This is a genomic window from Rathayibacter sp. AY1E3 (assembly GCF_002932235.1).
GTDB lineage: Bacteria > Actinomycetota > Actinomycetes > Actinomycetales > Microbacteriaceae > Rathayibacter.
The window spans coordinates 90,931-112,969 of sequence record NZ_PSVN01000011.1 but is presented as its reverse complement, the minus strand read 5'-3'; the positions used below and the strand labels follow the sequence as shown (position 1 = coordinate 112,969).

Here is a 22,039-nt window from a genome sequence, read left to right as displayed (position 1 = left end):
GAGGAGGGCGGGCGTCCACGAGGGTGCCCGCCCTCCCCCGTCCGCGGACGGGCGTACGCTCGACGGATGAGCGCCTACGTCTCCGTCCTCGACCTGTTCAGCGTCGGGATCGGCCCGTCCAGCTCGCACACCGTCGGACCGATGCGCGCCGCCCTCGCCCTCGCCGAGCGGATCCGCGACGCCGGGCTCCTCGGCCGCGTGAGCCGGGTGGGATGCACCCTCTACGGCTCGCTCGGCTCCACCGGGATCGGCCACGGCACCCCCGACGCGGTGGTCGCCGGTCTCGCCGGCCTGGACCCCGAGACGTGCGACCCGGCGCTGGTGCGCGGGGCATGGCAGCGCCTCGACGCGGAGGGGACGATCCTGCTGGCCGGCGAGCAGCGCCTCGCGATGACGCGCGACGACGTCGTCTTCGAGCCGCGCACGAGGCTGCCGGAGCACCCGAACGCCCTCACCTTCAGCGTCTGGGTCGGCGACGACGCGCTGCCGGTGTGGGAGGAGACCTACTACTCGATCGGCGGCGGCTTCATCCGGCGCGCGGGCGAGCGCGCCGAGCTGGCTGCGCTGGCCCCGCACCCCTACCCCTTCGTCTCCGGGCTCGACCTGCTGGCGACCTGCGACCGGACCCGCTCCGGCATCGCCGAGATCGCCGCCGCGAACGAGCGCGCTCTGCACCCCGGGGTCGACATCGACGCCCGCCTCGACGCGATCTGGGACGCCATGGCCGCCTGCGTCGAGCACGGCCTGGCGACCGACGGCGTGCTGCCGGGCGGCCTGGGCGTCCGCCGCCGCGCCTCGGTGCTGCGCGAGCGCCTCGAGGCCTTCGAGGAGGACCCTCTCGACCGCGCCCGCGCGACCTCGGTGGAGTGGCTCCACGCCTTCGCCCTCGCGGTGAACGAGGAGAACGCCGCGGGCGGGCGCGTCGTGACGGCTCCGACGAACGGAGCGGCGGGCATCATCCCCGCCGTCGGGCACTACTACCTCCGCTTCGTCCCGGGCGCCGACCGCGCGGGGCTGCGCCGCTTCCTCCTCACCGCCACCGCGATCGGCTCGCTCTGCAAGACGAACGCCTCGATCTCCGGTGCGGAGGCGGGCTGCCAGGGCGAGGTCGGCTCGGCCTGCGCGATGGCCGCCGCAGCGCTCTGCGCGGTGCTCGGCGGCAGTCCGCGCCAGGTCGAGAACGCGGCCGAGATCGCGATGGAGCACCACCTCGGACTGACCTGCGACCCGGTCGGCGGGCTCGTGCAGATCCCCTGCATCGAGCGGAACGCGATCGCCTCCTCCACCGCCGTGAGCGCGGCCCGCCTCGCGCTGCACGGCGACGGCGACCACCGCGTCTCGCTCGACGCGGTCATCGAGACGATGCGCCAGACCGGCATCGACATGTCGTCGAAGTACAAGGAGACGAGCGAGGGCGGCCTCGCGGTCAACGTCATCGAGTGCTGAGCGCCCGGTCTCGACGGCGTCCGGACGTCCCGGTCTCATCGAGACACCGTCGGCGGACCGGTGCTTCGTCACTTCTGGCGGCGTCTCGTCAGCGCTCAACCGGCCACTGATCCGTCGATCCTGCGGCTGCCCCGGCGCTGGGAAAGGCCCGCTGCGCGCAGGAGTGCGACGAGGGGAGCGCCGTCGAGCGCGTCCCGCCACTCCCAGCGCACGATCCGCGGCCCCAGGGAGCGCAACGCGTTCTCGCGGCGCTTCTCGCGGAAGACGGCGGCGGCCAGGTCGTCGAAGTGCTCGGCAGCCGACAGCGCGTACTTCGCCCGCCCGTCGGCCTCGCCGACCAGCCCGTGCTCGGGCCAGTCGAAGTCGGTGACCGCTCGTGTCCCGTCCGGCAGACGCCACACGTGCTGGAGACGCGGCTCCGGCAGACCTGCTGCGGCGATGACGACGCGGCTCAGCGACTCGAGGGGTGACTCTGCACGGGCGTCGGCGAAGGCGATCGCCTCGCCGGCCGTCCGCACACCGCGGCCGGGTCCCGCCTCCGCCAGCAGGTGCCGCAGCCTCTCGCGGAGGCGCTCGGGGTCGCCGCCGCTCCTCGACTCGGCGTGGAGAACGTGATCGACCACGACGACCGCGCGCCGCAGACTCGAATGACGAGCGACATCGACCACGGTGTCGGCGAGGGAGGCGACCGGCACACCGTCGACCTCCACCACCTTTGGGGGCACGGCGAAGCTCCGCTCGCGCACGCCGGCCCTCGTGCGGCTGCCCACCTGGGGACGAGCGAGGACGTGGACCCGCGGATCGAGCGATTCGATCAGCGGGAGGCCGTGCAGGACGGCGGCCGACTCTCCGACGAGCACGCCGTCGCGCCGGGAGAGGACCGCGGCGCGGGCGCGGGCGTGCTGGCGGTCGCGCTCCGAGGCCTTCCTCCACTCGGCTGCGGGGGTGCGCACTCCGCGCCAGAGCGCCTCCAGGTCGCGCTCGCGGGGAAGAGCGGAGACGGTGCCGCGTTCACGTAGATCTCGGACGAAGAAGAGAGGGAGCTCGGTCATCCGCCGATCCTGCGCGCTCGTCGAGCGTCGCGGAGCGCCGTCGGCGGATCTGGGGAGAACGGCGGCCTGTGGAGGAGCATCTGCTTCGCTCGAACGGTCCAGGCCGGCCGACCGTCTCGGAGCCCGTCCGGGGAGCCGGCGACCGGCGACGGATTCCAGCAGAGCGCGGGATCGCGACCGACGACTCCCCACCGAGACACCGCCGTAATGCATGAGCCGGCCGCCGAAGGACGGCGGCTCGACGGAAGACGGCGGCGCGAGCGGAGGACGGCGTCGCGAGCGACGACACCCATCGAGACACCGCAGTCTGCCGCGAGACGGCATCGAGACGACGGCGTCTCGACGAGAGGGCGACGGATCGACGAGAGGGCGGCGGCTCGGGATGCAGTAGCTGGCTCACGGGGGAAGCGGCGTCGCGGGCGAGGGAGCCGTCTCGAGACACCGCTGTCGGCCGCGAGACGACCTCAGGAGGGCGGCGTCTGGACAAGAGGGTGGCGGCTCGAGCGAGGGCGGCCTCGCGGTCAACGTCATCGAGTGCTGAGCGCCCGGCGGCGTCCGTGACCGTGCGTGACGCACGGGGGCGCGCCTGTCGGCGGTCGCGCCTAGCGTGGGGCGGGTGAGCACCTCCTCCGTCCCGTACCTCGCCCGGCCGATCGTCTCGACCCAGTGGCTCGCCGACCAGCTCGGCCGCGAGCACCTCGTCGTCGTCGACGCCAGCGTGCTGCTCGTGCCCGGCTTCGACGGGCGGCCCGGCTACCTGAGCGGCGACGAGCAGTACCTCCTCGAGGGGCATGTCCCCGGCGCCGTGTTCGGCGACCTGCTCGAGCAGCTGTCCGATCCGGCGGCTCCCCTGCCCTTCACCCGGCTCGACCCGGAGCGCTTCGCCGCCGCGACGGCCGCGCTCGGCATCGACGACGACTCGGTGGTCGTCGTGTACGACTCCGCGGTCGGCCAGTGGGCCTCGCGCCTGTGGTGGTTGCTGCGCTCGGCCGGGCACGACGCCGTCGCGGTGCTCGACGGGGGGCTCCCGGCCTGGCGGCGGGAGGAGCGCCCGATCGAGACGGGGCACGTCGAGCCCGCCGTGGGCGGAGGGATCAGCGTGCGCGAGGAGCGGCCGCTCTGGATCGACAAGGCCGGCGTCGAGAGCGTCGTGCGCGGCGAGGCTCCCGGGGCGCTGGTCTGCGCGGTCCCGCCGAAGGAGTTCACCGGGGAGGAGGGGCGCCGACCCCGCCTCGGACACCTGCCGGGCTCGCGGAGCGTTCCCGCCGGGCGGCTCGTCGACCGGGCCGACAACACGCTCCTGCCGCCGGAGCGGCTGCGGTCGCTGTTCGGAGACGCTCTCCAGGCCGAGCGGATCGTCCTCTACTGCGGGGGCGGGATCGCCGCGACGGCCGATGCACTCGCACTGGCGGTGCTCGGAGTCCACACGGCGGTCGTCTACGACGGCTCGCTCAACGAGTGGGCCGCCGACCCCGCGGCGCCGCTGGTGGTCACGGCCGCGTGAGCAGCTCCTCCGGGAGGCGGGTCGTCGGCAGGGCGCAGACGAAGGCCTCGCAGGAGTAGGCGGTCGGCAGCCCCTCCCGCGAGATCCGCCCCTCGAACAGCTCGAAGCCCGCGTCCGCCCAGTCCCGGGCGCCCTCGTCGGACACGCCGACCAGCACGCCGATTCCGGCCGACCGGGCGCCCTGCACCGCCTCCGCCGCTCCGGGGCCCACGACGACCATCTGCCGCACCGGGCGAGCCAGCCGCGAAGCGAGCCCGAGCACGGCGCCGAAGCCCATCGGCTGGCGGACCGCGCCCGGAGCGATCGAGGCGACGACCGCCTCGGCCGCCTCCCGGTAGCGCTGCGATCCGGTGAGCAGGTACAGCTCGTGCGCCGCGTCCGCCGTCGCCGACAGGCCGGAGGGGTAGGCGCCCTCGGAGGGGTCGGCCGCGAGCAGGAGTCCCCGCGCGGTCAGCGCCGGGTCCCCTCCCCCGGGCAGCGCGAACGGCAGCGGGCCGTCGGCCGCGTCGAGCGCGCCGTCGATCAGGGTGCGCGCCGCGACCGCGTAGAGCGGGCGGCCCTCCGCCAGGGCGAGCTCGAGGAGCCCGCCGGCCAGCATCCCGAGGTCCTCCAGCGCCGGGCGGGCCGCGGAGACGGCACCGTCGAGGGAGGCGCGCACCGCGACGCGGCCGTCGACGAGGTGCCGCTGCAGCACCGCGTCCGCCGCGCGCCGGGCGGCGTCGATCCACTCCTCCCGTCCGAGCACGCGTCCGGCGCGGGCGAGCGCGCGGATCGCCAGGCCGTTCCAGCCGGTGACGACCTTCTCGTCGAGAGCGGGAGGCGCGAGGCGGGACCGGTCCTCGGCGAGGTAGTAGCCGCCCTCCGAGCGCTGACCGTCGACGATGCTCTCCGAGTCCTGCGCCGACGCGAAGCCGCCGCCCGGCCGCTCGAGAGTGGTCAGGAGGAACGCGGCGACCCCCTCCGCGATTCCGGTCAGCTCCTCCACCCGGGCGCCGTCGTGCCCGAGCAGGACGGCCGCGACGTCCAGCAGCTGCGCGTTGTCGTACAGCATCCGCTCGTAGTGCGGATCGCTCCAGTCGGCCTGCGTCGCGTAGCGGAAGAAGCCCCCGTCGCGGTCGCGGAGAGGGGACGCGGCCAGCGCGAGCAGCGTGCGCTCGGCGAGCGCCGCTCCCGAGGGCCGCGAGGCCAGGAACCCGAGCACGGGGGCGACCGGGAACTTCGGGGCGCCGCCGAAGCCGCCGTGCACCTGGTCCTCCTCGTCCGCGAGTGCGCGGACGGCGCCGTCGAGCTCGGCGTCGCCGGGCAGCGCGGCATCGGCGGGCAGCGCCGCGGTCGCCTCGCGCAGGGCCGCGGCCAGGCCGCCCGCCGTCGCCTGCACCTCGTCGCGCCGCAGCCGCCACGCCTCCGAGACCGCGTCGAGGACGTCGGAGAAGGCGGGCACGCCGCCGACGGCGCGCGGCGGGAAGTAGGTGCCGGCGAAGAAGGTCTCGCCGGCGGGGGTGGCGAAGGCCGTCAGCGGCCAGCCGAGCTGCCGGGTGAACGCGCTCGCGGCCGTCAGGTAGGCCGTGTCGACGTCCGGATGCTCCTCGCGGTCGACCTTCACCGCGACGAAGTCCGCGTTCAGCCGAGCGGCGAGCACCGGATCCGAGAACGACTCCCGCGCCATCACGTGGCACCAGTGGCAGGTGGAGTAGCCGATCGACACCATCACCGGGACGTCGCGGCGCACCGCCTCGGCGAACGCCTCCTCGCCCCAGGGGAACCAGTCGACCGGATTGTCCGCGTGCGAGCGGAGGTAGGGGCTGACACTGGAGCGCAGACGATCGGCCATGCGCCCCACGCTAGACGTGGGCGGAGCCTCCGGTCAGGGGGTTGCCGCGGGACGGAGGGTCAGGAGGTCCGCGGGACGCCGAGGTCCGCGGGTCTCCCCCGCCGCCGGCCCGCCCGGCCGCTCAGCGCTCGAAGAACCAGCCCGACGGCCGCTCCGTGCCGCGCACGACCGTGCCGCCTCCGCCGCTCCCACCGCGACGGCCCACCGCCAGGTAGGCGAGGCTGCCGATGAACGGCGCGATCACGATGAACGCCACCCAGGAGACCTTCGCGACCTTCGAGAGCCTCGGGTTCGACAGCACGCCCCGGATCGCGAAGAGCAGCAGCACGATGTTCAGCACGACCAGCAGGGACTGCGGATTCATCGGGGTGCTCCACGGGATCGTGCGCCGCGGTCGACCGGCGCCGGAGCGCCCGACCGGGCAGGGTGGCCCGCGATGTTTCACGAGACAGGGCATTGTCGCACGCGGCGTAGGATGGAGGGCTCATGTCAGACGTGCTCAGCATCCGCTACCCGCCCGAACTCCCCGTGTCGGCGCGGCGCGACGACATCGCCGCCGCGATCCGCGACCACCAGGTGGTCATCGTCGCCGGCGCGACCGGATCGGGCAAGACGACCCAGCTGCCGAAGATCTGCCTGGAGCTCGGCCGCGAGAGCATCGCGCACACGCAGCCCCGGCGCATCGCCGCGCGCACCATCGCCGAGCGCATCGCGGAGGAGCTCGACGACGAGGTCGGCGGGCTGGTCGGCTACCAGGTCCGGTTCACCGACAAGGCGTCCGCCTCGACGCGGATCAAGCTGATGACCGACGGCATCCTGCTCAACGAGATGAACCACGACCGGATGCTCAGCCGGTACGACACGATCATCATCGACGAGGCGCACGAGCGCAGCCTCAACATCGACTTCCTCCTGGGCTACCTGCACCGCCTGCTGCCGCAGCGCCCCGACCTGAAGGTGATCATCACCTCGGCGACGATCGATCCGCAGAGCTTCGCGGCCCACTTCGCCGACGCCGCCGGCGAGCCCGCGCCGATCATCGAGGTCTCCGGCCGCACCTACCCGGTCGAGATCCGCTACCGCCCGCTGGTCGCCGAGGAACCGGAGGAGGACGACGACACCGACGTCCCCGACGCGACGAGCGGCAGCCGCGACCTGATGACCGGCATCGCCGACGCCCTGGCCGAGCTGGCGCGCGAGGATCCGGGCGACGTCCTGGTGTTCCTCTCGGGCGAGAACGAGATCCGCGACGCCGAGGACGCCATCCGCGGTCGGAACCTGCCGGGCACCGAGGTGCTCCCCCTCTACGGGCGCCTGTCGGCGGCCGATCAGCACCGCGTCTTCGAGAAGGGGCGCACCCCCGGCGTCCGCCGCCGCGTCGTGCTCGCGACCAACGTGGCGGAGACGAGCCTCACCGTCCCGGGGATCCGCTACGTGATCGACGGCGGCACGGCCCGCATCTCGCGCTACAGCGCCCGCTCGAAGGTGCAGCGGCTGCCGATCGAGGCGGTGTCGCAGGCCTCCGCGAATCAGCGCTCCGGCCGCTCGGGCCGCACGAGCGCGGGCATCGCGATCCGCCTCTACTCCGAGGAGGACTACCTCCGCCGCCCCGAGTACACCGATCCCGAGATCCTGCGCACGGGCCTGGCCGCGGTGATCCTGCAGATGATCTCGCTCGGACTGGGCGACATCGCGTCGTTCCCGTTCCTCACTCCGCCCGACTCCCGCGGCATCAAGGACGGCCTCGACCTGCTCACGGAGCTCGGCGCCCTCCGCGTCCCCGGCTCCCCCTCCGCCGCCTCCGCTGCTCCACGGGATGCCGCTCCGGTGCGCGACACGCCGCCGAGCGCGCACTCGAGCGGCGTCCCGCGCAAGGGGGCGGAGGCCGCACCGCAGCTCACGCGCATCGGGCGCGACCTCGCGCGGCTCCCCATCGATCCGCGCTTCGGCCGGATGGTGATCGAGTCGCGCCGCCACGGCGTCAGCCGCGAGGTGATGGCGATCGTCGCGGGCCTCACGATCCAGGACGTCCGCGAGCGCCCGCTCGAGCGCCGCGCGCAGGCCGACCAGCAGCACGCGCGCTTCGTCGACCCCACCAGCGATTTCCTCACCCTGCTGAACCTCTGGAACTACGTGGAGGAGAAGCAGGAGGAGCTCTCCTCGAGCGCCTTCCGGCGCCTGTGCAAGGCCGAGTACCTCAACTACCTGCGCGTGCGCGAGTGGCAGGACGTGTTCCGCCAGCTGCGCCAGCTCGCGCGCCCCCTCAAGCTCGCGCTGGGCGAGCCGAAGATCGACCCCGACGGGATCCACCGGAGCCTCCTGGCCGGCCTGCTCTCGCACCTGGGCATCAAGGACACCACCTCGCAGCAGGCGCAGCGCGCGGCGAAGAGCCGCGAGCGCCAGAACGTGCAGTACATCGGCGCCCGCAACGCGAAGTTCTCGATCTTCCCCGGCAGCGCCCTGGCCAAGAAGCTCCCCGACGCGGTGATGAGCGCCGAGCTGGTCGAGACCAGCCGCCTCTTCGCCCGCTCGAACGCCGCGATCGATCCGGCCTGGGCCGAGGCGATCGCGGGCGACCTCGTCAAGCGGCAGTTCAGCGAGCCGCACTGGGAGAAGTCGCAGGGCGCGGCCGTCGCCTACGAGAAGGTCACGCTCTACGGCGTGCCGATCATCGCCCGCCGCCGCGTGCAGTTCTCGCGGATCGACGCCTCGTACGCCCGCGAGCTGTTCATCCGGCACGCCCTCGTCGAGGGCGAGTGGGAGTCGCGCCACGCCTTCGACCGCAAGAACCGGGCCCTGCGGGCCGAGCTCGAGCGGCTGGAGGAGCGCACGCGCCGCCGCGACCTGCTCGTCGACGACGAGGCAGTGTTCGACTTCTACGACCGCCGACTCCCGCGCGACATCACCTCGGTGCGCTCGTTCGACTCCTGGTGGCGGACGACCCAGCACGACGAGCCCGACCTGCTGACGATGACGCAGGAGACGCTCCTCCCCGAGGACGCGGAGCAGATCGACGAGACCGCGTTCCCCACGCAGTGGCGCCAGGCCGACCAGCGCTTCCGCCTCTCGTACCGGTTCGAGCCGGGGACGGAGGAGGACGGAGTGACGGTGCACGTGCCGCTCGCGCTCCTGCCCCGCGTGACGCCCCTCGGCTTCGACTGGCTGGTGCCGGGGCTCCGGGCCGAGCTGGTCACCGCGATGATCAAGGCGCTGCCCAAGCACCTGCGCCGGAACGTGGTGCCCGCGAACGACTGGGCGCGCAAGCTCACCGCGTCCCTGCCGCACGACGTGCCGAACCCGCCGACGGAGTCGTTCGCGGCGACCCTGGCCGGAGCGATCCGCCGCGAGGCCGGCGTGGTGGTGCAGCCCGAGGACTTCGACCTCGAGCGCATCCCCTCGCACCTGCGGGTCACCTTCGCCGTCGCCGACGAGCGGGGGCGCACGGTCGCCGCCGGCAAGGAGCTCGCCCCGCTGGCCGAGCGCCTGCGCGGTCGGGTCCGCGACGAGGTCGCCCGCGTGGTCGAGGCCCGGGTCCCCGACGCGCTCGAGCGCCGGGGTCTGAAGACCTGGGACATGCCGGAGCTGCCCCGCGTCACCGATACCCGGCAGGGCGGGAACACCATCCGCGCCTACCCCGCCCTGATCGACGACGGCGACTCTGTCTCGATCCGCCTGCTCGCCACGGCCGAGGACCAGGCGCGCGAGCACCCGAGAGGCGTCCGCCGCCTCCTCCTGCTCGCGACGCCGAGCCCCGTCGCCTACGTGCAGCAGCACCTCACCTCGAACGAGAAGCTCGTGCTCGCGCAGAGCCCGTACCAGAACACGACCGCGCTCTTCACCGACTGCCTGCTCGCCTGCGTCGACGCGGTCCTCTGGCGGATGAAGCCCGACGGGATGCTCTTCCTCCGCGCCGAGTTCGACGCCGTGCGCGACCGGGTCTCGGCGAGCGTCATGGACGCGATGTTCGAGACCGTGAAGACGGTCACGACGATCCTCACCACCGCCCGGGGCGTCGAGAAGGCGCTCAAGGCCTCGACGAGCATGGCGCTCCTGCCCGCCCTCACGGATGCGCGGGAGCAGCTCTCCGGTCTGGTCTACCCGGGCTTCGTCTCGGCGACCGGAGTGGAGCGGCTGCGGCACCTCCCGCGCTACCTCGGCGGGATCACCGAGCGCTTCGGAAAGATCGCCGAGAACGTCGGGCGCGACCGCGTCTGGCTGAACGAGGTGCAGGCGGCCCAGGAGCTCTACCGCTCGGCAGGCGGCGTCGTGCCGCTGCCCGCGCACGCCCCGGAGCGGATCGCGCGCGCCCGCTGGATGATCGAGGAGCTGCGGGTGAGCTTCTTCGCGCAGTCGCTCGGCACCGCCGAGAGCGTGTCGCTGCAGCGGATCCGCAAGGTGCTGGCCGGCTGACGCGCCCCTCCGCCGAGGGAACCGCGACCCGTCGAGGGGCCCTCGGGCAGCGGTCTCCCTCGACGAACCGCAGTCCCCTCCGGAGCGCTAGTGTCGTCCGGTGGGCAGCTACACCGATCTCCTGAAGACCCCCGGGGTGGGGCGCATCATCCTCGCGCAGCTGACCGCGCGCTTCCCGTTCGGCATGCTCTCGCTGGCGTTCCTCCTGCACGTGGAGCGGGTGCACCACTCCTACGCCGCCGCCGGCCTGGTGCTCGGCTCGATGTCGATCGGGCAGGCCATCGCCGGGCCGCTGACCAGCCGCCTGATGGGGCGGCTCGGAATGCGCCGCGTGCTGACGATCACCCTCGTGGTCTGCGCGGGCGCGATCATCGCGATGGCCGTGCTCCCGCTCGAGGTGTGGCAGTTCGTCGTGATCGGGTTCGTCGCCGGCCTGAGCATGCCGCCGGTGCAGCCCGCCGTGCGGACCATCTACCCCAAGATGGTCACCAGCTCGCAGCTGACCCCGCTCTTCTCGCTCGACGCCTCCGCGCAGGAGATCATCTGGGTGCTCGGCCCGGTGCTGGCGACGCTCGTGTCGATCCAGGTGTCGACGGTCGCGGGCATCCTGACCGCCGCCGCGTTCCTGATCGGCGGCGGGATCTGGTTCATCGCCTCGCCCGAGGTGGGCCGCGTCCGCATCCCGCGCTCGAAGCGCCGCCTCGGCGTGGTGCTCACGAAGCCCCCGGTGCTGCTGGCCACGGTCGTCGGCTTCCTCCTGATCGGCGCCTGCTCGGCGGTCGAGGCGGGCGTCGTCGCGGTGTTCGGCGAGGGCGGAGTCGAGTCGGGCGTCGTGCTCGCCGTGTTCGCGGCGGGCTCCCTGGTCGGCGGCCTCGCCCTCGGCCACATCCCGATCAGCCGGTGGGCGACCGCGCGGCGGATGCTGATCGTCACGGTCGGCATGGGTCTGGCGGCGGTCTCGACCGACTTCTGGTGGCTGTGCGTCACGCTGTTCCTCGCCGGCATCGGCATCGCCCCCGCTCTCGCGGCTCTGTTCGCGATCACCGCCTCGAGCGTGCGCTTCTCGGACACGGCGGAGGCCTACGGCTGGGTCGGCACCGGTCAGCTGATCGGCGCGGCGCTGGGCTCCGCGATCGCCGGCGTGCAGATCGACCAGGCCGGGCCGACCGCCGCCATCGTCGTCGCCGCTGCCTTCGCCCTGGTCGGCTTCCTGGTGCCCCTGCTCGGCCGCCGGTACCACCCGGATCTCCGCGGGCGCGACGCCAGCCCGCTGCCCGACACCGAGCCGGTCACGCTGCCCTCCTAGGCCGCCACCCCGGTTGTCCGGCGCCTGTCGGACACCCTAGGGTGAAGGCCCACGACGACGAGGGGACGGCATGGGACTGCGGGAGGACGCGGAGGAGCTGGTGCGCGAGCACCGGCGCGCCGCCGCCCGGACCGACCTCCTCGACCCCTGGTCCGATCCGGAGACCCCGGAGTGGTGCACGGAGCTCGCCGCCGCGCTCTGGCAGGGGTCCTTCCGCCCGAGTCCCGTCTACTTCCGCCGCGAGGAGTCCTCGCACGCCTGGCGCGGCCCGCACTCGACCCGCCTGCACCACCTCGGCTACGGGTGGCAGCTCACCGCGCACCGCGAGCAGCACGGGGTCGTCGCCTCCGAGACGGCGGTGGTCCTCGAGACGGGCTCCCTCTGGCGCGGACTCGGCATCGGCCGGCGCCCCGTGCGCGCGCTCCGCGGCCGGCTCGGCGTCGAGGGCCTGCAGGCGGGCCACGACGTGCACTTCGCCGCGCGCGGCATCGACGAGCGCAGCGACGCGGAGCGCGCCGAGCGGCGCCTCCTCTTCGGGGTGGCCGGTCTCGCGGCGCTGATCGAGGACGACGTGCACGTGGGACCGCACGGCGAGCTCGACTGGAGCGTCTGAGGCGCGTGCCAGCATGGGAGGCATGAGCGTCCCCCTGATCCCCCTCAACGACGGCCGCGCGATCCCCCAGCTCGGGCTCGGCGTCTACAAGATCGGCGACGAGGAGGCGGCCCGCACGGTCGCCGTCGCCCTGGAGGCCGGCTACCGGCACGTCGACACCGCCACCCTCTACGGCAACGAGCGCGGAGTCGGCGAGGGGATCCGCGCGAGCGGCCTCCCCCGCGAGCAGGTCTTCGTGACGACCAAGGTCTGGAACGACGACCACGGCTTCGACGAGACGATCGCCGCCTTCGACCGGAGCCTCGAGCTGCTCGGCACCGACTACGTCGACCTCTACCTCGTGCACTGGCCGATCCCCTCGCGCGACCGCTACGTCGACACCTACCGCGCCCTCGAGCGCCTGCAGAGCGAGGGGCGGGCCCGCTCGATCGGCGTCTCGAACTTCGCCGAGGAGCACGTGCAGCGCCTGCTCGACGAGACGGGAGTGGTGCCGGCGATCAACCAGGTCGAGCTGCACCCGCGGCTGCCCCAGGAGGAGCTGCGCGCCTTCGACGCCGCCCACGGGATCGTCACCGAGGCGTGGTCGCCGCTGGCCCGCGGGCGCCTCCTCGACGAGCCGGCCCTGGCCCGCGTCGCCGCGAAGCACGGCGTCTCGCCGGCGCAGGCGGTGCTGCGCTGGCACGTGCAGCTCGGCGTCGTCGTGATCCCGAAGTCGGTGACGCCGGAGCGGATCCGCGAGAACCTGGACGTCTTCGGCTTCGCCCTCGACGACGAGGACCTCGCCGCGATCGCCGGGCTCGCGACCGGTGAGCGCACCGGGCGCGACCCGCGCTTCGACTGAGGCTCCGGCGATGACGGCGGGCAGGGTCCTGCTCCTGCACGGCCTGGGCGGTTCGGGCCGCACCTGGTGGCGGCTGAGCCGCGAGCTGACCGCGGCGGGCTGGAGCGTCTCCGCTCCCGACCTACGCGGACACGGCGACGGGCCGCGCGGCGGCTCCTCCCGCCACGACGCCTACGCCGACGACGCCCTCGCGCGGGGACCGTTCGACCTCGTCGTCGGGCACTCGCTCGGCGGAGCGGTCGCGGTGCGCGCCGCCGCCCGCGACTCCGGCTGGGCGGGGCGCCTGGCGCTGCTGGACCCGGTGCTCCGGCTCGCCCCGGAGCAGCGGGCCGCCGTCCGCGCGGGCGAGCTCGCCGGTCTCGCGGTCTCGGCCGAGGAGCTCGCTGTCGCGCAGCCGCTCTGGGACGAGCGGGACCGGGCCGAGAAGCTCGCCGCGGTGCGGGCCGCCGATCCGGCCGCGGTCGCCGCGACGATCGACGACAACGACCCGTGGGACCTGCTGGCGGACCTGCCGGGCCTCCGCCCGCCGGTCCTCGTGCTGGCCGGCGATCCGCAGGTCGAGACGCTGCTCCCTCCCTCCCTCGCCGCCCTGGTGCTGCGCGCGAATCCGCGCATCCGGTACGCGGTCGTGGCCGGCGCAGGTCACAGCCCCCACCGCGACCGTCCGGAGGAGACGCTCGCGATGCTCCGCGAGTGGGCCGAGAGCCCGGCGACGGCCTGATCCGCTCGCCGACCCGGTCCGTGTTTCGTGCGGATGAAATCTGGCAGGGGGGACTGGGCCGCACCGTTTCCTGTGAATACCCTCGCAGAGGACGCGATCCCCTCCCAGTCTTCGGGAGGTGCGCGTCGGGGCCGCCGACGCGGCGGCCCGTTCTCGAGGAGAGGGAGCCCCAGTGGCGCGAACCACCACGAACACCCCGAGCGGCCGCCGACGCCGCTCGCTGATCGGCTCGAGCGCGATGATCGGAGCGGGCGCCCTCGTCGCCGGCTTCGCCTTCGCGCCGACGGCGAGCGCCGTCGAGCCGGTCGACTTCGCCGACACCGTCACGGTCGACGGCATCATGACCCACCTGGAGGCGCTCCAGTCGATCGCGGACGCCAACGGCGGCACCCGCGCGATCGGCACCCCGGGCTACGAGCTGAGCGGCGAGTACGTGGAGAAGGTCCTCGCGGGCGCCGGCTACACGACGCAGCGCCAGGACTTCACCACCGCGACGCAGACGATCGACGCGTTCACGCTGACCACCGGGACCGGCGCCGTCGGCACCCCGATGGAGTTCACTCCGTCGACGCCCGAGGGCGGCGTGACCGGCGAGCTCATCGCCCCCGTCGATCCGCTCGGCTGCACCACGGACGCCTGGACCGGCCTCGACGCCACCGGGAAGATCGCGCTCGTCAGCCGCGGCTCCTGCAGCTTCCTCGAGAAGTCGGTCGCCGCCGGTGCCGCCGGCGCCGCCGCGATCATCATCTACGACAACGCGCCGAGCGACGCCCTCAACGGGACGTTCGGCGGACAGGACGAGGCCGCCGTCCCCGGCGTCGGCGTCACGCAGGCCGAGGGTCAGGCGCTGCTGGCGTCACTCCCCGCGAGCGCCTCGGTCCTCATCGACCAGACGACGACCGAGGTGGAGACCTTCAACATCGTCACGGAGACCCCGGGCGGCGACCACGACAACGTGGTCATGCTCGGCGCGCACCTCGACAGCGTGCCCGCCGGCCCCGGCATCAACGACAACGGCTCCGGATCCGCGACGCTGCTCGAGACGGCCGTGCAGCTGGCCGCCGCGGGCGACACGACCAACGCGGTCCGCTTCGCCTGGTGGGGCGCCGAGGAGGTGGGCCTGGTCGGCTCCTACACCTACGTCGACTCCCTGACGGAGGAGGACGCCTCGAAGATCGCGACCTACATGAACTTCGACATGGTCGCCTCGCCGAACTACGTGATCTCCGTCTACGACGCGGACCAGTCCACCTACGAGGCCCCCGTGGACGTGCCCGCCGGCTCGATCGCGACCGAGAAGGCGTTCACCGACTACTTCGACTCGATCGACCAGCCCTGGATCGACACCGCGTTCGACGGACGCAGCGACTACGACGGCTTCATCTCGGTCGGCATCCCGTCCTCGGGCGTCTTCACCGGCGCCGACGACGTCAAGACGGAGGAGGAGGTCGCGCTGTTCGGCGGCACCGCCGGCATCACGCACGACCCGAACTACCACTCCGCCGCCGACGACATCGACAACATCAACCAGGAGGCGCTCGGCATCACGTCGAAGGCCATCGCCTTCGTGACCGCCTCGTTCGCCGCGGACACCTCCGCGATCGACGCCGAGAAGGACCCGACCACGCCGACCCCGACGCCGGAGCCCACCGTGGCCCCGACCGCCGAGCCGACCGTCGCTCCGACCGCGCAGCCGACCGTCGCCCCGACGACCGCGCCCACCACCGCGCCGACGGCCGCTCCCACCCCGAGCAGCACGCCGACCGCCGTGGCGCCGCACCCCGGCGGCCGCCCGCCCCTGGCCTCGACGGGAGCCGACGTCGGCCTGCCGCTGGGCCTCGGCGGACTGCTGATCGCCGGCGGCGTCGGCGGGCTCCTGCTCGCCGCGCTGCGCCGCCGGAGCGCCGAGCGCGGCTAGCCGCCACCGCCCCGGAGCCGTCCGGCCGTCGCTCCGCGACGACCGGGCGGCTCCGTCGTTCCGCCCTGAGGGGACCCCGGACCGTCGAGCTGCGGCGGGTCCCTTCGACGGTCGGGGGCTCCCTCACGTCCGACAGGGCTTCCGGCGGCCGGGGGACACGGTGTTCACTGGGCGCATGCGAGCCATCTGGAAGGGCGCGATCACCTTCGGCCTGGTCAACGTGCCGGTGAAGATCTACAGCGCGACCGAGGACCACGACATCCCGCTGCACCAGGTCCACGACAAGGACGGCGGACGGATCCGGTATCAGCGCAAGTGCGAGATCTGCGGCGAGGTCGTCACCTTCGACCACATCGACAAGGCCTACGACGACGGCGAGCGCACCGTGGTCCTGTCCAAGGACGAGCTCAAGGCGCTGCCGGAGGAGCGCGACCGCGAGATCGACGTCGTGCAGTTCGTGCCCAGCGAGCAGGTCGACCCGATCATGTTCGACCGCGCCTACATCCTGGAGCCCGACTCCTCCTCCCCCAAGGCCTACGTCCTGCTGCGCCGCACCCTCGAGGAGACCGACCGCACCGCCATCGTCGAGTTCGCGCTCCGGCAGAAGACCCGGCTCGCGGCGCTGCGGGTGCGCGGCAAGCTGCTGATGCTGCAGACGCTGCTCTGGGCCGACGAGGTGCGCGAGGTCGAGTTCCCGTCGCTCGAGGGCACCACCCGGATCGCCGCCCGCGAGCTGGAGATGTCCTCGCACCTGGTCGACTCCTACTCGGAGGACTTCGACGCGTCGAAGTTCCAGGACTCCTACCAGGCCGAGCTGCGCACCCTCATCGACGCGAAGATCGAGCAGGGCGACGCCCTCGACACCTCCGCGACCTTCGGCGAGAAGCCCGAGGAGGAGGGCGGCGGCGAGGTGCTCGACCTGATGGAGGCGCTGAAGCGCTCGGTCGAGCGCAGCCGCGGGGCGAAGGCGGGGGCGAAGGCGGACCCCGAGGAGAAGGCGCCGGCGAAGAAGCGGACGACGAGGAAGAAGGCCGACGAGGACGCCTCGGCCGACGAGGACTCGGCGCCGAGGAAGACCGCCGCCAAGAAGCCGCCGGCGAAGAAGAGCGCCGCGAAGACCGACGACGAGAAGGCCGCTCCGGAGAAGATCACCCCGAAGAAGAAGCCCGCCGCGAAGAAGGCGGCCTCGACGGCCGAAGCGGAGGAGGAGAAGGCGGCTTCCTGAGCCCCCGCTCCCCCTCGACCTCAGCCGAGGCGGACCGCCGCGCGACTCACGCGCACCACTCGTAGGGCGGGACCGAGCCCTCGGCGAGGGTGATGCCGTCCACGTAGTCCCGCTCGAGGTGGAAGAAGAGCGAGCTGCCGGACGCCCCGCTGACCACGGCGTAGTCGCCGTACATCTCGTCGCGCATCACCGCCGCATCGGGGTGCGCGGCCAGCAGCTCCGCGAGGGACGAGCCGAAGCCGATGTCGCGCCAGCTCCGCGGGGCCGGCGCGAAGGCCGACGAGCCCTGGACCACGACCATCAGGACCCGGTGCTCGTCGCTGTCCGCCCGGGCCACGACGTCCACGGAGACGGCGTCGCTCCCGGTGTCGATGTACCGGGCCCACGTGCAGTACTCGGGCAGCCCCTCGCTGACGAGCGGCACGTCGACCTCCACGTCGTCGAACGACTCGCCGAGCCCGATCGGCCCCACGGCGTCGAGCGTCACCTCCCAGGACGAGACGAGCGACGTCGTGAGGCTGGCCGCCGAGGCGTCGGGTCCGCAGGTGCAGACGACGATGCGGCGGATCGTCCCCGCGACCGCTCCGCCGCTGGAGCCGTCGTAGACGATCCGGTAGCCGCTCGCGCTGCCCGGGGCGGCGGCGAAGTCGGCCGACCAGCCGTCGTCGACGGCGACCGGCGCGGACGGAGCGCCGTAGATCGCCTGCGCGGCGGCGACATCGGCGCCGACCGCGACCCCGTCCGCGGTCGATGCTCCGGTCCTCGGGGTGATGGCGGTGAGCACGCCACCGCGGAACTCGAGCGTCGCGAAGGAGCACTCGACCAGGACGACCTCGACGGTCTCGCTCGTCACCGAGAAGCCGTCGAGCGCGAAGCGCGCCTGCTCGAGGGTCATCCCGAGGCGGGCCCTGCCGTAGCCCTCGGCCGTCACGAGGTCGCCGGTCGCGGTCGCCGCCCGCAGCCGTGCTGCGAGCTGGTCAGCGTCGGCCGCGTCGACGTAGCTGCCGGAGCCGAGGGTCGCGATGCACTGCAGCTGCGACTGCGCCTGCTCGTCGGCGTCGACCGCGAAGCCGATGACCTCGATCGAGAGCAGCGGATGCGCCTTCAGCACCTCGCCCGCGACCTCGCAGGAGGACGGCGGCGAGCAGGTGTCGACGCCGTCGCTGACGAGGACGATCGTCGCCGGCTCGTCGGTGGGCAGCTGCTCCGCCGCCGAGCGCAGCGCCGGGCCGATCGGGGTGAAGCCCGACTCGACGATGCCGGCGATCGCCGCCGTGAAGCCGACGGTGTCGACGGGCTGGACCGGCTGGAGGACGGTCACGTCGGAGCAGCCGGCCGCCCGCTCGGCGTCCGAGTTGCCGGTGCCGGTGCCGAAGACCGTCAGCCCGAGCTCGCTCGCCGGATCGAGTCCCTGGACGAGGGTCGTCGCGGCGGCCCGGGCGGCGTCCATGCGGGTGCCGCCCGTCGGGACGTCGCGGACCATCGAGCCGGAGGCGTCGAGGATGAGCATCGTCGGGACGCCGCCCGGGTCCGGGTCCGGGGCCGCGGCGGGGGCGTCGGCGGCCGGGATTCCGGCGGCGCTCGGGACGGCGTCGACCGGCTCCGGGTCGACCGCGGCGTTCGTCGAGGGCTCCACCGCAGCGCCGGGGAAGGGCAGGCCGGAGCCGCCACCGAGGAGCGTCGGCACCGTCAGCACGGCGCCCGTCACGAGCGTCAGCAGCACGAGCGCGCCGGCGGCGGTCGGCAGGATCCAGGCCCTGCTGCCTGCGGGGCGCGGGGAGCCGGAGGAGCGTGGGGTCATCGTGTCGTCCTCGGAGTCGGAGCGGGTGGCGAAGAAGAAGACGTCGGCGTCATGTGGAGCGCTCGCCGATCAGCACGTCGGCGATCACGAGACGCGTGCCGTCCCAGCGCATCGTCGCGGTGACCGGGCGGGTGGGCTGCGAGCCGCCGAGGTCCTCCCAGTACCAGGAGACTCGGAAGCCTCCATCAGCGTCGGCAGTCAGGTCGAGCACCTGGTCGCGATAGCCGCCAGGGACGATCTCGGGAAGTCCGATCGCATCGAGGACGCGTCCGTCGGCAGCGTAGAAGACGAGTGAGTCGGGCCAGTTGACTCCGCCGTGGCTGCAGCCGATCACCGAGACGCCAGCGGCGTCCGCGGTGGTCGGTGCTGCGAGGACGGCGAGGTGCGCCCCCGTCGAGACGCCCTCGTCGTGCAGGTACACGCCGCCCGGCTCGTCCGCGGGAGTCGGCAGGACGCCGTCGACGAGGGTCCCCGCGTCGAACTCGCAGAGCGCCGGCACAGGAGCGGAGGAGAAGAAGGCGGGCGAGAGCGCCGTCGCCGGCGCCTCCGGCAGGCCGTCCTGCGAGAGCGCCCACAGGCCGGTCGGCTCGGGGTCCGGCGTTACGGGCGTGCCGGAGGCGTAGCCGACCGCGGACGCCCCGTCCGCTCGGTTCTGCAGAGCCAGCAACGCGGATCGGGCGAGCCGCTCGGCGACCGCCTTGCCGAGCCCGGAGGAGTCCGGCGACTGCACGAGCCGGAAGACCTGGAGCACGTTCCCCGTGGTCGCCGTGACCACGGCCGTCGTGACTCCGACGTCGTCGCTGCGGACGCCGGCGAACCAGTGCACCGCATCGTCGGGCCCGTCCGAGGGCGCGGACCCGGTCCCGCTCTCGATCCAGGTCGTCGTCCGGAGCAGGTCGTAGTCCTGCGATCGCTCCTCGATGCGGTGGCAGCGCCCCGACGCACGCAGCAGATCGCCGTAGCGGTCCGCGGCAGCAGTCACGCTGGGCAGCAGGAGCAGCTCGCTCTCGAAGCCGGCGCCCGTGCGCGAGCGGTACCCGGCGGGGTGGAGAGCGTCGGCGTCGAGGATCGCCCGGCAGCTCTCCGGCTCGATCCCTCCACCGAGGAAGTCGGTGACCCGCTCGACGCCGAGCTCACCGTCGCCGGGGTCCACTCCGGTCAGCTCGCCGAGGACGCTCCCGCCGACGACGAGCGCCTCGAGCTCGGACGCGAGGTACGTCTCGTCGCCGGTGAGGGCGGCGGGGCTCGCGGGCACGACTCCGGAGGCGACGTCGCGGACGACGCCGCTCCCCCACGGCGTCGCGAGCGCCGCCCATGCGCCGGCGGCGACGACGAGCGCGGCGACGGTCGCGGTGACCGCGACGGAGACGGAGCGGCCGGCCATGTCAGACCGTCGAGCCGGACAGCGCGAGCCGCGTCCGCTCAGGCACGGGTCTCCCCGAGCAGCGACATCGCATTCTGCGCGTAGGCCTCGAAAGTGACGTCCCGCCCTTTCTCCTCCCAGTGCCGGCCGGCTCGGCGCTGCCCGACCACGCCGTTCGCCCATCCGAACGCGTCGGCGCTCCCACCTGCAGCTCGCTCGAGCATGGCGATGTCAGGGGCCTCGACGCGACTGAAGATCGTCGACCAGGCGATGACCGCGCCTGGCTCAGGGAGCACGACGTCGACGGAGCCGTCCGGCCGGAAAGAGAAGAGGAGGAGGCAGCCCGGCGCGTCACGCGAGGAGAGGCAGACCAGGATGGTCGTCCGCTCCCCGCTCCTCATCAGCACCCGGGCGACCCGGAGCCGATCGGGGCTTTCGGGAAGCCGTCGGAGCGCCGATCGCACCTCCTCCAGCGCCGCCTCCTCCACCGTCGCGCCCAGCGCGCTGCGGGCAGCGAGTGTCGCCCCTCCCACATCCGCGACCGCGTCCGCCGAGAGCAGATCGCCGCCGAAGAGCCCGCTCGTGAGCGCCGAAGCGAGAACCTCGCGACGGTCCTCGGCCTGAGCCAGGAACAGCAGCTCAGCCGAGAACAAGGTGCTGATCGTCTTCACAGCTTCGTCCCCATCCAGTAGAAGAAGTCGTTCGTCGTGCCCGCTACTCCGTCGACGATCGACAGACCGAAGCCGCCGAGGCCCTCGTAGCGCTCGGCGAGTCGGATGTGCTGCTCAGGGGTCAGAGTGTCGAACGATGCGCTGTCACCGAACATGAACCGTGCGCCCTGATCGAGGGCACCTCCTGGGCTGTCGTAGAAGGTGTTCACGCCCTGGTAGATGCCGGTGCCGATGAGCTTGCCGCCTTCCCACGCGAGGCCCGCGCCCGGGATGAAGAGTCCGGCGACTCCCGCAAGGGTGTCCAGAGCCGCTTCCACCTGTCCCCCCGTATCCCCGTCTCGTACCGCGGAGTAGAGGTCCCAACCGTTGAAGAGGAATCCGATGGCACTGGCGACACCGCCGAGCGACTTGAACTCCTTGAGCACATCGTCGATGGAGTTCATCCCGGTCCCGCCGGCGTCGACGATCTTCTGCAGGGCCTTGAGATAGGCGGCGCCGTCCGAAGCGAGTCCGTGAACTCCGAGGAGCGCCCTGATCGCCTCGGAGAAGTCCTCCAGCGAGATCTGCCCGACCGTGGTCCCGTCCGGGCGGCCTCCACCGAGTCGAGTACCGCCGTCGCGAGCGCTCGCGCGTTCCTGCTGCTCAGCCTGCTTCAGGACGTCCCGCGAGATGCGCTCGAGGGCGTCCGAGGCGCTCTGCACCTGGCGGCTGTACTCGCTGTCCCACAGCATCCGGAACCGCACGGCCACCGGGCCCATCCAGGCGGCGATGCGGATGCCGCTCCCGATGCGCTGGCGCGAGCCGTTCAGCTGGTCGCTGGCGGACTGGAGCCGCCGCGCCAGGTCGCGCAGCTGCGCCACATCGGCGCCGTACATTCCACTGCTCATCACTTCTCCTCCTCGACGCTCTCGGACGACCGGAGGGGCGGGATCCTGTCGGAACCCGCCCCCGTCGGGTCATCCGTTCGAGACGCTCTCCTGCGCCGACGCGTTCTGCGAGGCGCGCTGCGAAGCGTCCTGCAGCGCGTTGATGACGCGGTTGAGTGCCGCCACGTGCGTGCTCGACCAGTCGTTGCGGAACTGCTCCGCGTCCGGTCCCGTCCACTGCGTGTTGCCGAGCTGGTTCGTGAGGGTCGAGAGCACCTGCTGGATCGTGCTCGCCTCCTGGTTGAGCTTGCTCGAGAGCTGGCGGACCTGCTCGACGTCGAGTCCCCAAACGGCCATGGTGTTCGTCCTTTCGTCGTTGCTCCGGAGCATCCGGAGGCTTGGTTCTCCGGCCGTCCGGCTCCCGCTGGCGGGTTCCCGGTCGACCTGTGGAGAAGTTATCGAGGGCTGGAC

Annotated in this window: 17 protein-coding genes; 9 read left to right on the top strand and 8 right to left on the bottom strand. The window is 73.1% G+C overall.

Annotated features, from left to right (window positions below; translation table 11 throughout):
- Nucleotides 1-66: 66 nt before the first annotated feature.
- On the top strand, nt 67-1,446 hold the full coding sequence (locus C5C53_RS11015; RefSeq protein ID WP_104267544.1) for an L-serine ammonia-lyase: 1,380 nt from the start codon (nt 67-69) through the stop codon (nt 1,444-1,446).
- 95 nt (nt 1,447-1,541) lie between these two features.
- Here C5C53_RS11015 and C5C53_RS11010 read toward each other — a convergent pair whose 3' ends face one another.
- Complete coding sequence (locus tag C5C53_RS11010) at nt 1,542-2,498, bottom strand: hypothetical protein (RefSeq protein ID WP_104267543.1); 957 nt, start codon at nt 2,496-2,498, stop codon at nt 1,542-1,544.
- A 616-nt stretch (nt 2,499-3,114) separates the two neighbouring features.
- On the opposite strand from C5C53_RS11010, the gene C5C53_RS11005 reads away from it, so the two are divergent.
- Nucleotides 3,115-4,002, top strand: coding sequence for a sulfurtransferase (locus C5C53_RS11005; protein ID WP_146084668.1), 888 nt, complete (start codon nt 3,115-3,117; stop codon nt 4,000-4,002).
- On the opposite strand, the gene C5C53_RS11000 is transcribed toward C5C53_RS11005, so the two are convergent.
- Both C5C53_RS11000 and C5C53_RS10995 read right to left on the bottom strand, forming a co-directional pair.
- Complete coding sequence (locus tag C5C53_RS11000) at nt 3,989-5,833, bottom strand: thioredoxin domain-containing protein (RefSeq protein WP_104267541.1); 1,845 nt, start codon at nt 5,831-5,833, stop codon at nt 3,989-3,991. The genes C5C53_RS11005 and C5C53_RS11000 overlap by 14 nt on opposite strands.
- Nucleotides 5,834-5,954: 121 nt before the next feature.
- Nucleotides 5,955-6,197, bottom strand: coding sequence for a PLDc N-terminal domain-containing protein (locus tag C5C53_RS10995; RefSeq protein ID WP_160033960.1), 243 nt, complete (start codon nt 6,195-6,197; stop codon nt 5,955-5,957).
- 122 nt (nt 6,198-6,319) lie between these two features.
- Between C5C53_RS10995 and hrpA the strand changes: the two genes are divergently transcribed.
- The 7 genes from hrpA (at nt 6,320) to C5C53_RS10960 (ending at nt 16,867) form a co-directional block, all read left to right on the top strand.
- On the top strand, nt 6,320-10,243 hold the full coding sequence (gene hrpA, locus C5C53_RS10990) for an ATP-dependent RNA helicase HrpA (RefSeq protein ID WP_104267540.1): 3,924 nt from the start codon (nt 6,320-6,322) through the stop codon (nt 10,241-10,243).
- A gap of 100 nt (nt 10,244-10,343) precedes the next feature.
- Complete coding sequence (locus tag C5C53_RS10985; protein ID WP_104222308.1) at nt 10,344-11,549, top strand: MFS transporter; 1,206 nt, start codon at nt 10,344-10,346, stop codon at nt 11,547-11,549.
- Nucleotides 11,550-11,619: 70 nt separating this feature from the next.
- Complete coding sequence (locus tag C5C53_RS10980; RefSeq protein WP_104233702.1) at nt 11,620-12,162, top strand: hypothetical protein; 543 nt, start codon at nt 11,620-11,622, stop codon at nt 12,160-12,162.
- Between the two features lie 22 nt (nt 12,163-12,184).
- Nucleotides 12,185-13,003, top strand: a complete 819-nt coding sequence (locus C5C53_RS10975) for an aldo/keto reductase (protein ID WP_104267550.1) — start codon at nt 12,185-12,187, stop codon at nt 13,001-13,003.
- 10 nt (nt 13,004-13,013) lie between these two features.
- On the top strand, nt 13,014-13,724 hold the full coding sequence (locus tag C5C53_RS10970) for an alpha/beta fold hydrolase (RefSeq protein ID WP_104267539.1): 711 nt from the start codon (nt 13,014-13,016) through the stop codon (nt 13,722-13,724).
- A 172-nt stretch (nt 13,725-13,896) separates the two neighbouring features.
- Complete coding sequence (locus C5C53_RS10965) at nt 13,897-15,642, top strand: M28 family peptidase (RefSeq protein WP_258075410.1); 1,746 nt, start codon at nt 13,897-13,899, stop codon at nt 15,640-15,642.
- 175 nt (nt 15,643-15,817) lie between these two features.
- Nucleotides 15,818-16,867, top strand: a complete 1,050-nt coding sequence (locus C5C53_RS10960; protein WP_104267538.1) for a Ku protein — start codon at nt 15,818-15,820, stop codon at nt 16,865-16,867.
- 46 nt (nt 16,868-16,913) lie between these two features.
- Here C5C53_RS10960 and C5C53_RS10955 read toward each other — a convergent pair whose 3' ends face one another.
- The 5 genes from C5C53_RS10955 to C5C53_RS10935 all read right to left on the bottom strand — a co-directional run bounded on the left by C5C53_RS10955 (nt 16,914) and on the right by C5C53_RS10935 (nt 21,925).
- Nucleotides 16,914-18,668, bottom strand: a complete 1,755-nt coding sequence (locus C5C53_RS10955; RefSeq protein ID WP_104267537.1) for a VWA domain-containing protein — start codon at nt 18,666-18,668, stop codon at nt 16,914-16,916.
- A 49-nt stretch (nt 18,669-18,717) separates the two neighbouring features.
- Complete coding sequence (locus C5C53_RS10950) at nt 18,718-20,052, bottom strand: hypothetical protein (RefSeq protein WP_104222299.1); 1,335 nt, start codon at nt 20,050-20,052, stop codon at nt 18,718-18,720.
- A 38-nt stretch (nt 20,053-20,090) separates the two neighbouring features.
- The gene (locus C5C53_RS10945) at nt 20,091-20,702 is read right to left on the bottom strand and encodes a hypothetical protein (RefSeq protein WP_104222297.1); all 612 of its coding nucleotides are present in this window, start codon (nt 20,700-20,702) and stop codon (nt 20,091-20,093) included.
- The gene (locus tag C5C53_RS10940; RefSeq protein ID WP_146082207.1) at nt 20,699-21,589 is read right to left on the bottom strand and encodes a WXG100 family type VII secretion target; all 891 of its coding nucleotides are present in this window, start codon (nt 21,587-21,589) and stop codon (nt 20,699-20,701) included. The genes C5C53_RS10945 and C5C53_RS10940 overlap by 4 nt, the downstream gene beginning before the upstream one ends.
- Before the next feature lie 69 nt (nt 21,590-21,658).
- A complete protein-coding gene (locus tag C5C53_RS10935; protein ID WP_104222293.1) occupies nt 21,659-21,925 on the bottom strand; it encodes a WXG100 family type VII secretion target in 267 nt (88 codons plus the stop codon).
- Nucleotides 21,926-22,039: the final 114 nt, after the last annotated feature.

What these genes read in the sequence shown, in the direction of transcription:
- C5C53_RS11015 (WP_104267544.1), top strand. Translation starts at nt 67, where the DNA reads ATGAGCGCCTACGTCTCCGTCCTCGACCTGTTCAGCGTCGGGATCGGC.
- C5C53_RS11010 (WP_104267543.1), bottom strand. Translation starts at nt 2,498, where the DNA reads ATGACCGAGCTCCCTCTCTTCTTCGTCCGAGATCTACGTGAACGCGGC.
- C5C53_RS11000 (WP_104267541.1), bottom strand. Translation starts at nt 5,833, where the DNA reads ATGGCCGATCGTCTGCGCTCCAGTGTCAGCCCCTACCTCCGCTCGCAC.
- C5C53_RS10995 (WP_160033960.1), bottom strand. Translation starts at nt 6,197, where the DNA reads ATGAATCCGCAGTCCCTGCTGGTCGTGCTGAACATCGTGCTGCTGCTC.
- hrpA (WP_104267540.1), top strand. Translation starts at nt 6,320, where the DNA reads ATGTCAGACGTGCTCAGCATCCGCTACCCGCCCGAACTCCCCGTGTCG.
- C5C53_RS10980 (WP_104233702.1), top strand. Translation starts at nt 11,620, where the DNA reads ATGGGACTGCGGGAGGACGCGGAGGAGCTGGTGCGCGAGCACCGGCGC.
- C5C53_RS10975 (WP_104267550.1), top strand. Translation starts at nt 12,185, where the DNA reads ATGAGCGTCCCCCTGATCCCCCTCAACGACGGCCGCGCGATCCCCCAG.
- C5C53_RS10970 (WP_104267539.1), top strand. Translation starts at nt 13,014, where the DNA reads ATGACGGCGGGCAGGGTCCTGCTCCTGCACGGCCTGGGCGGTTCGGGC.
- C5C53_RS10960 (WP_104267538.1), top strand. Translation starts at nt 15,818, where the DNA reads ATGCGAGCCATCTGGAAGGGCGCGATCACCTTCGGCCTGGTCAACGTG.
- C5C53_RS10955 (WP_104267537.1), bottom strand. Translation starts at nt 18,668, where the DNA reads ATGACCCCACGCTCCTCCGGCTCCCCGCGCCCCGCAGGCAGCAGGGCC.
- C5C53_RS10950 (WP_104222299.1), bottom strand. Translation starts at nt 20,052, where the DNA reads ATGGCCGGCCGCTCCGTCTCCGTCGCGGTCACCGCGACCGTCGCCGCG.
- C5C53_RS10940 (WP_146082207.1), bottom strand. Translation starts at nt 21,589, where the DNA reads ATGAGCAGTGGAATGTACGGCGCCGATGTGGCGCAGCTGCGCGACCTG.
- C5C53_RS10935 (WP_104222293.1), bottom strand. Translation starts at nt 21,925, where the DNA reads ATGGCCGTTTGGGGACTCGACGTCGAGCAGGTCCGCCAGCTCTCGAGC.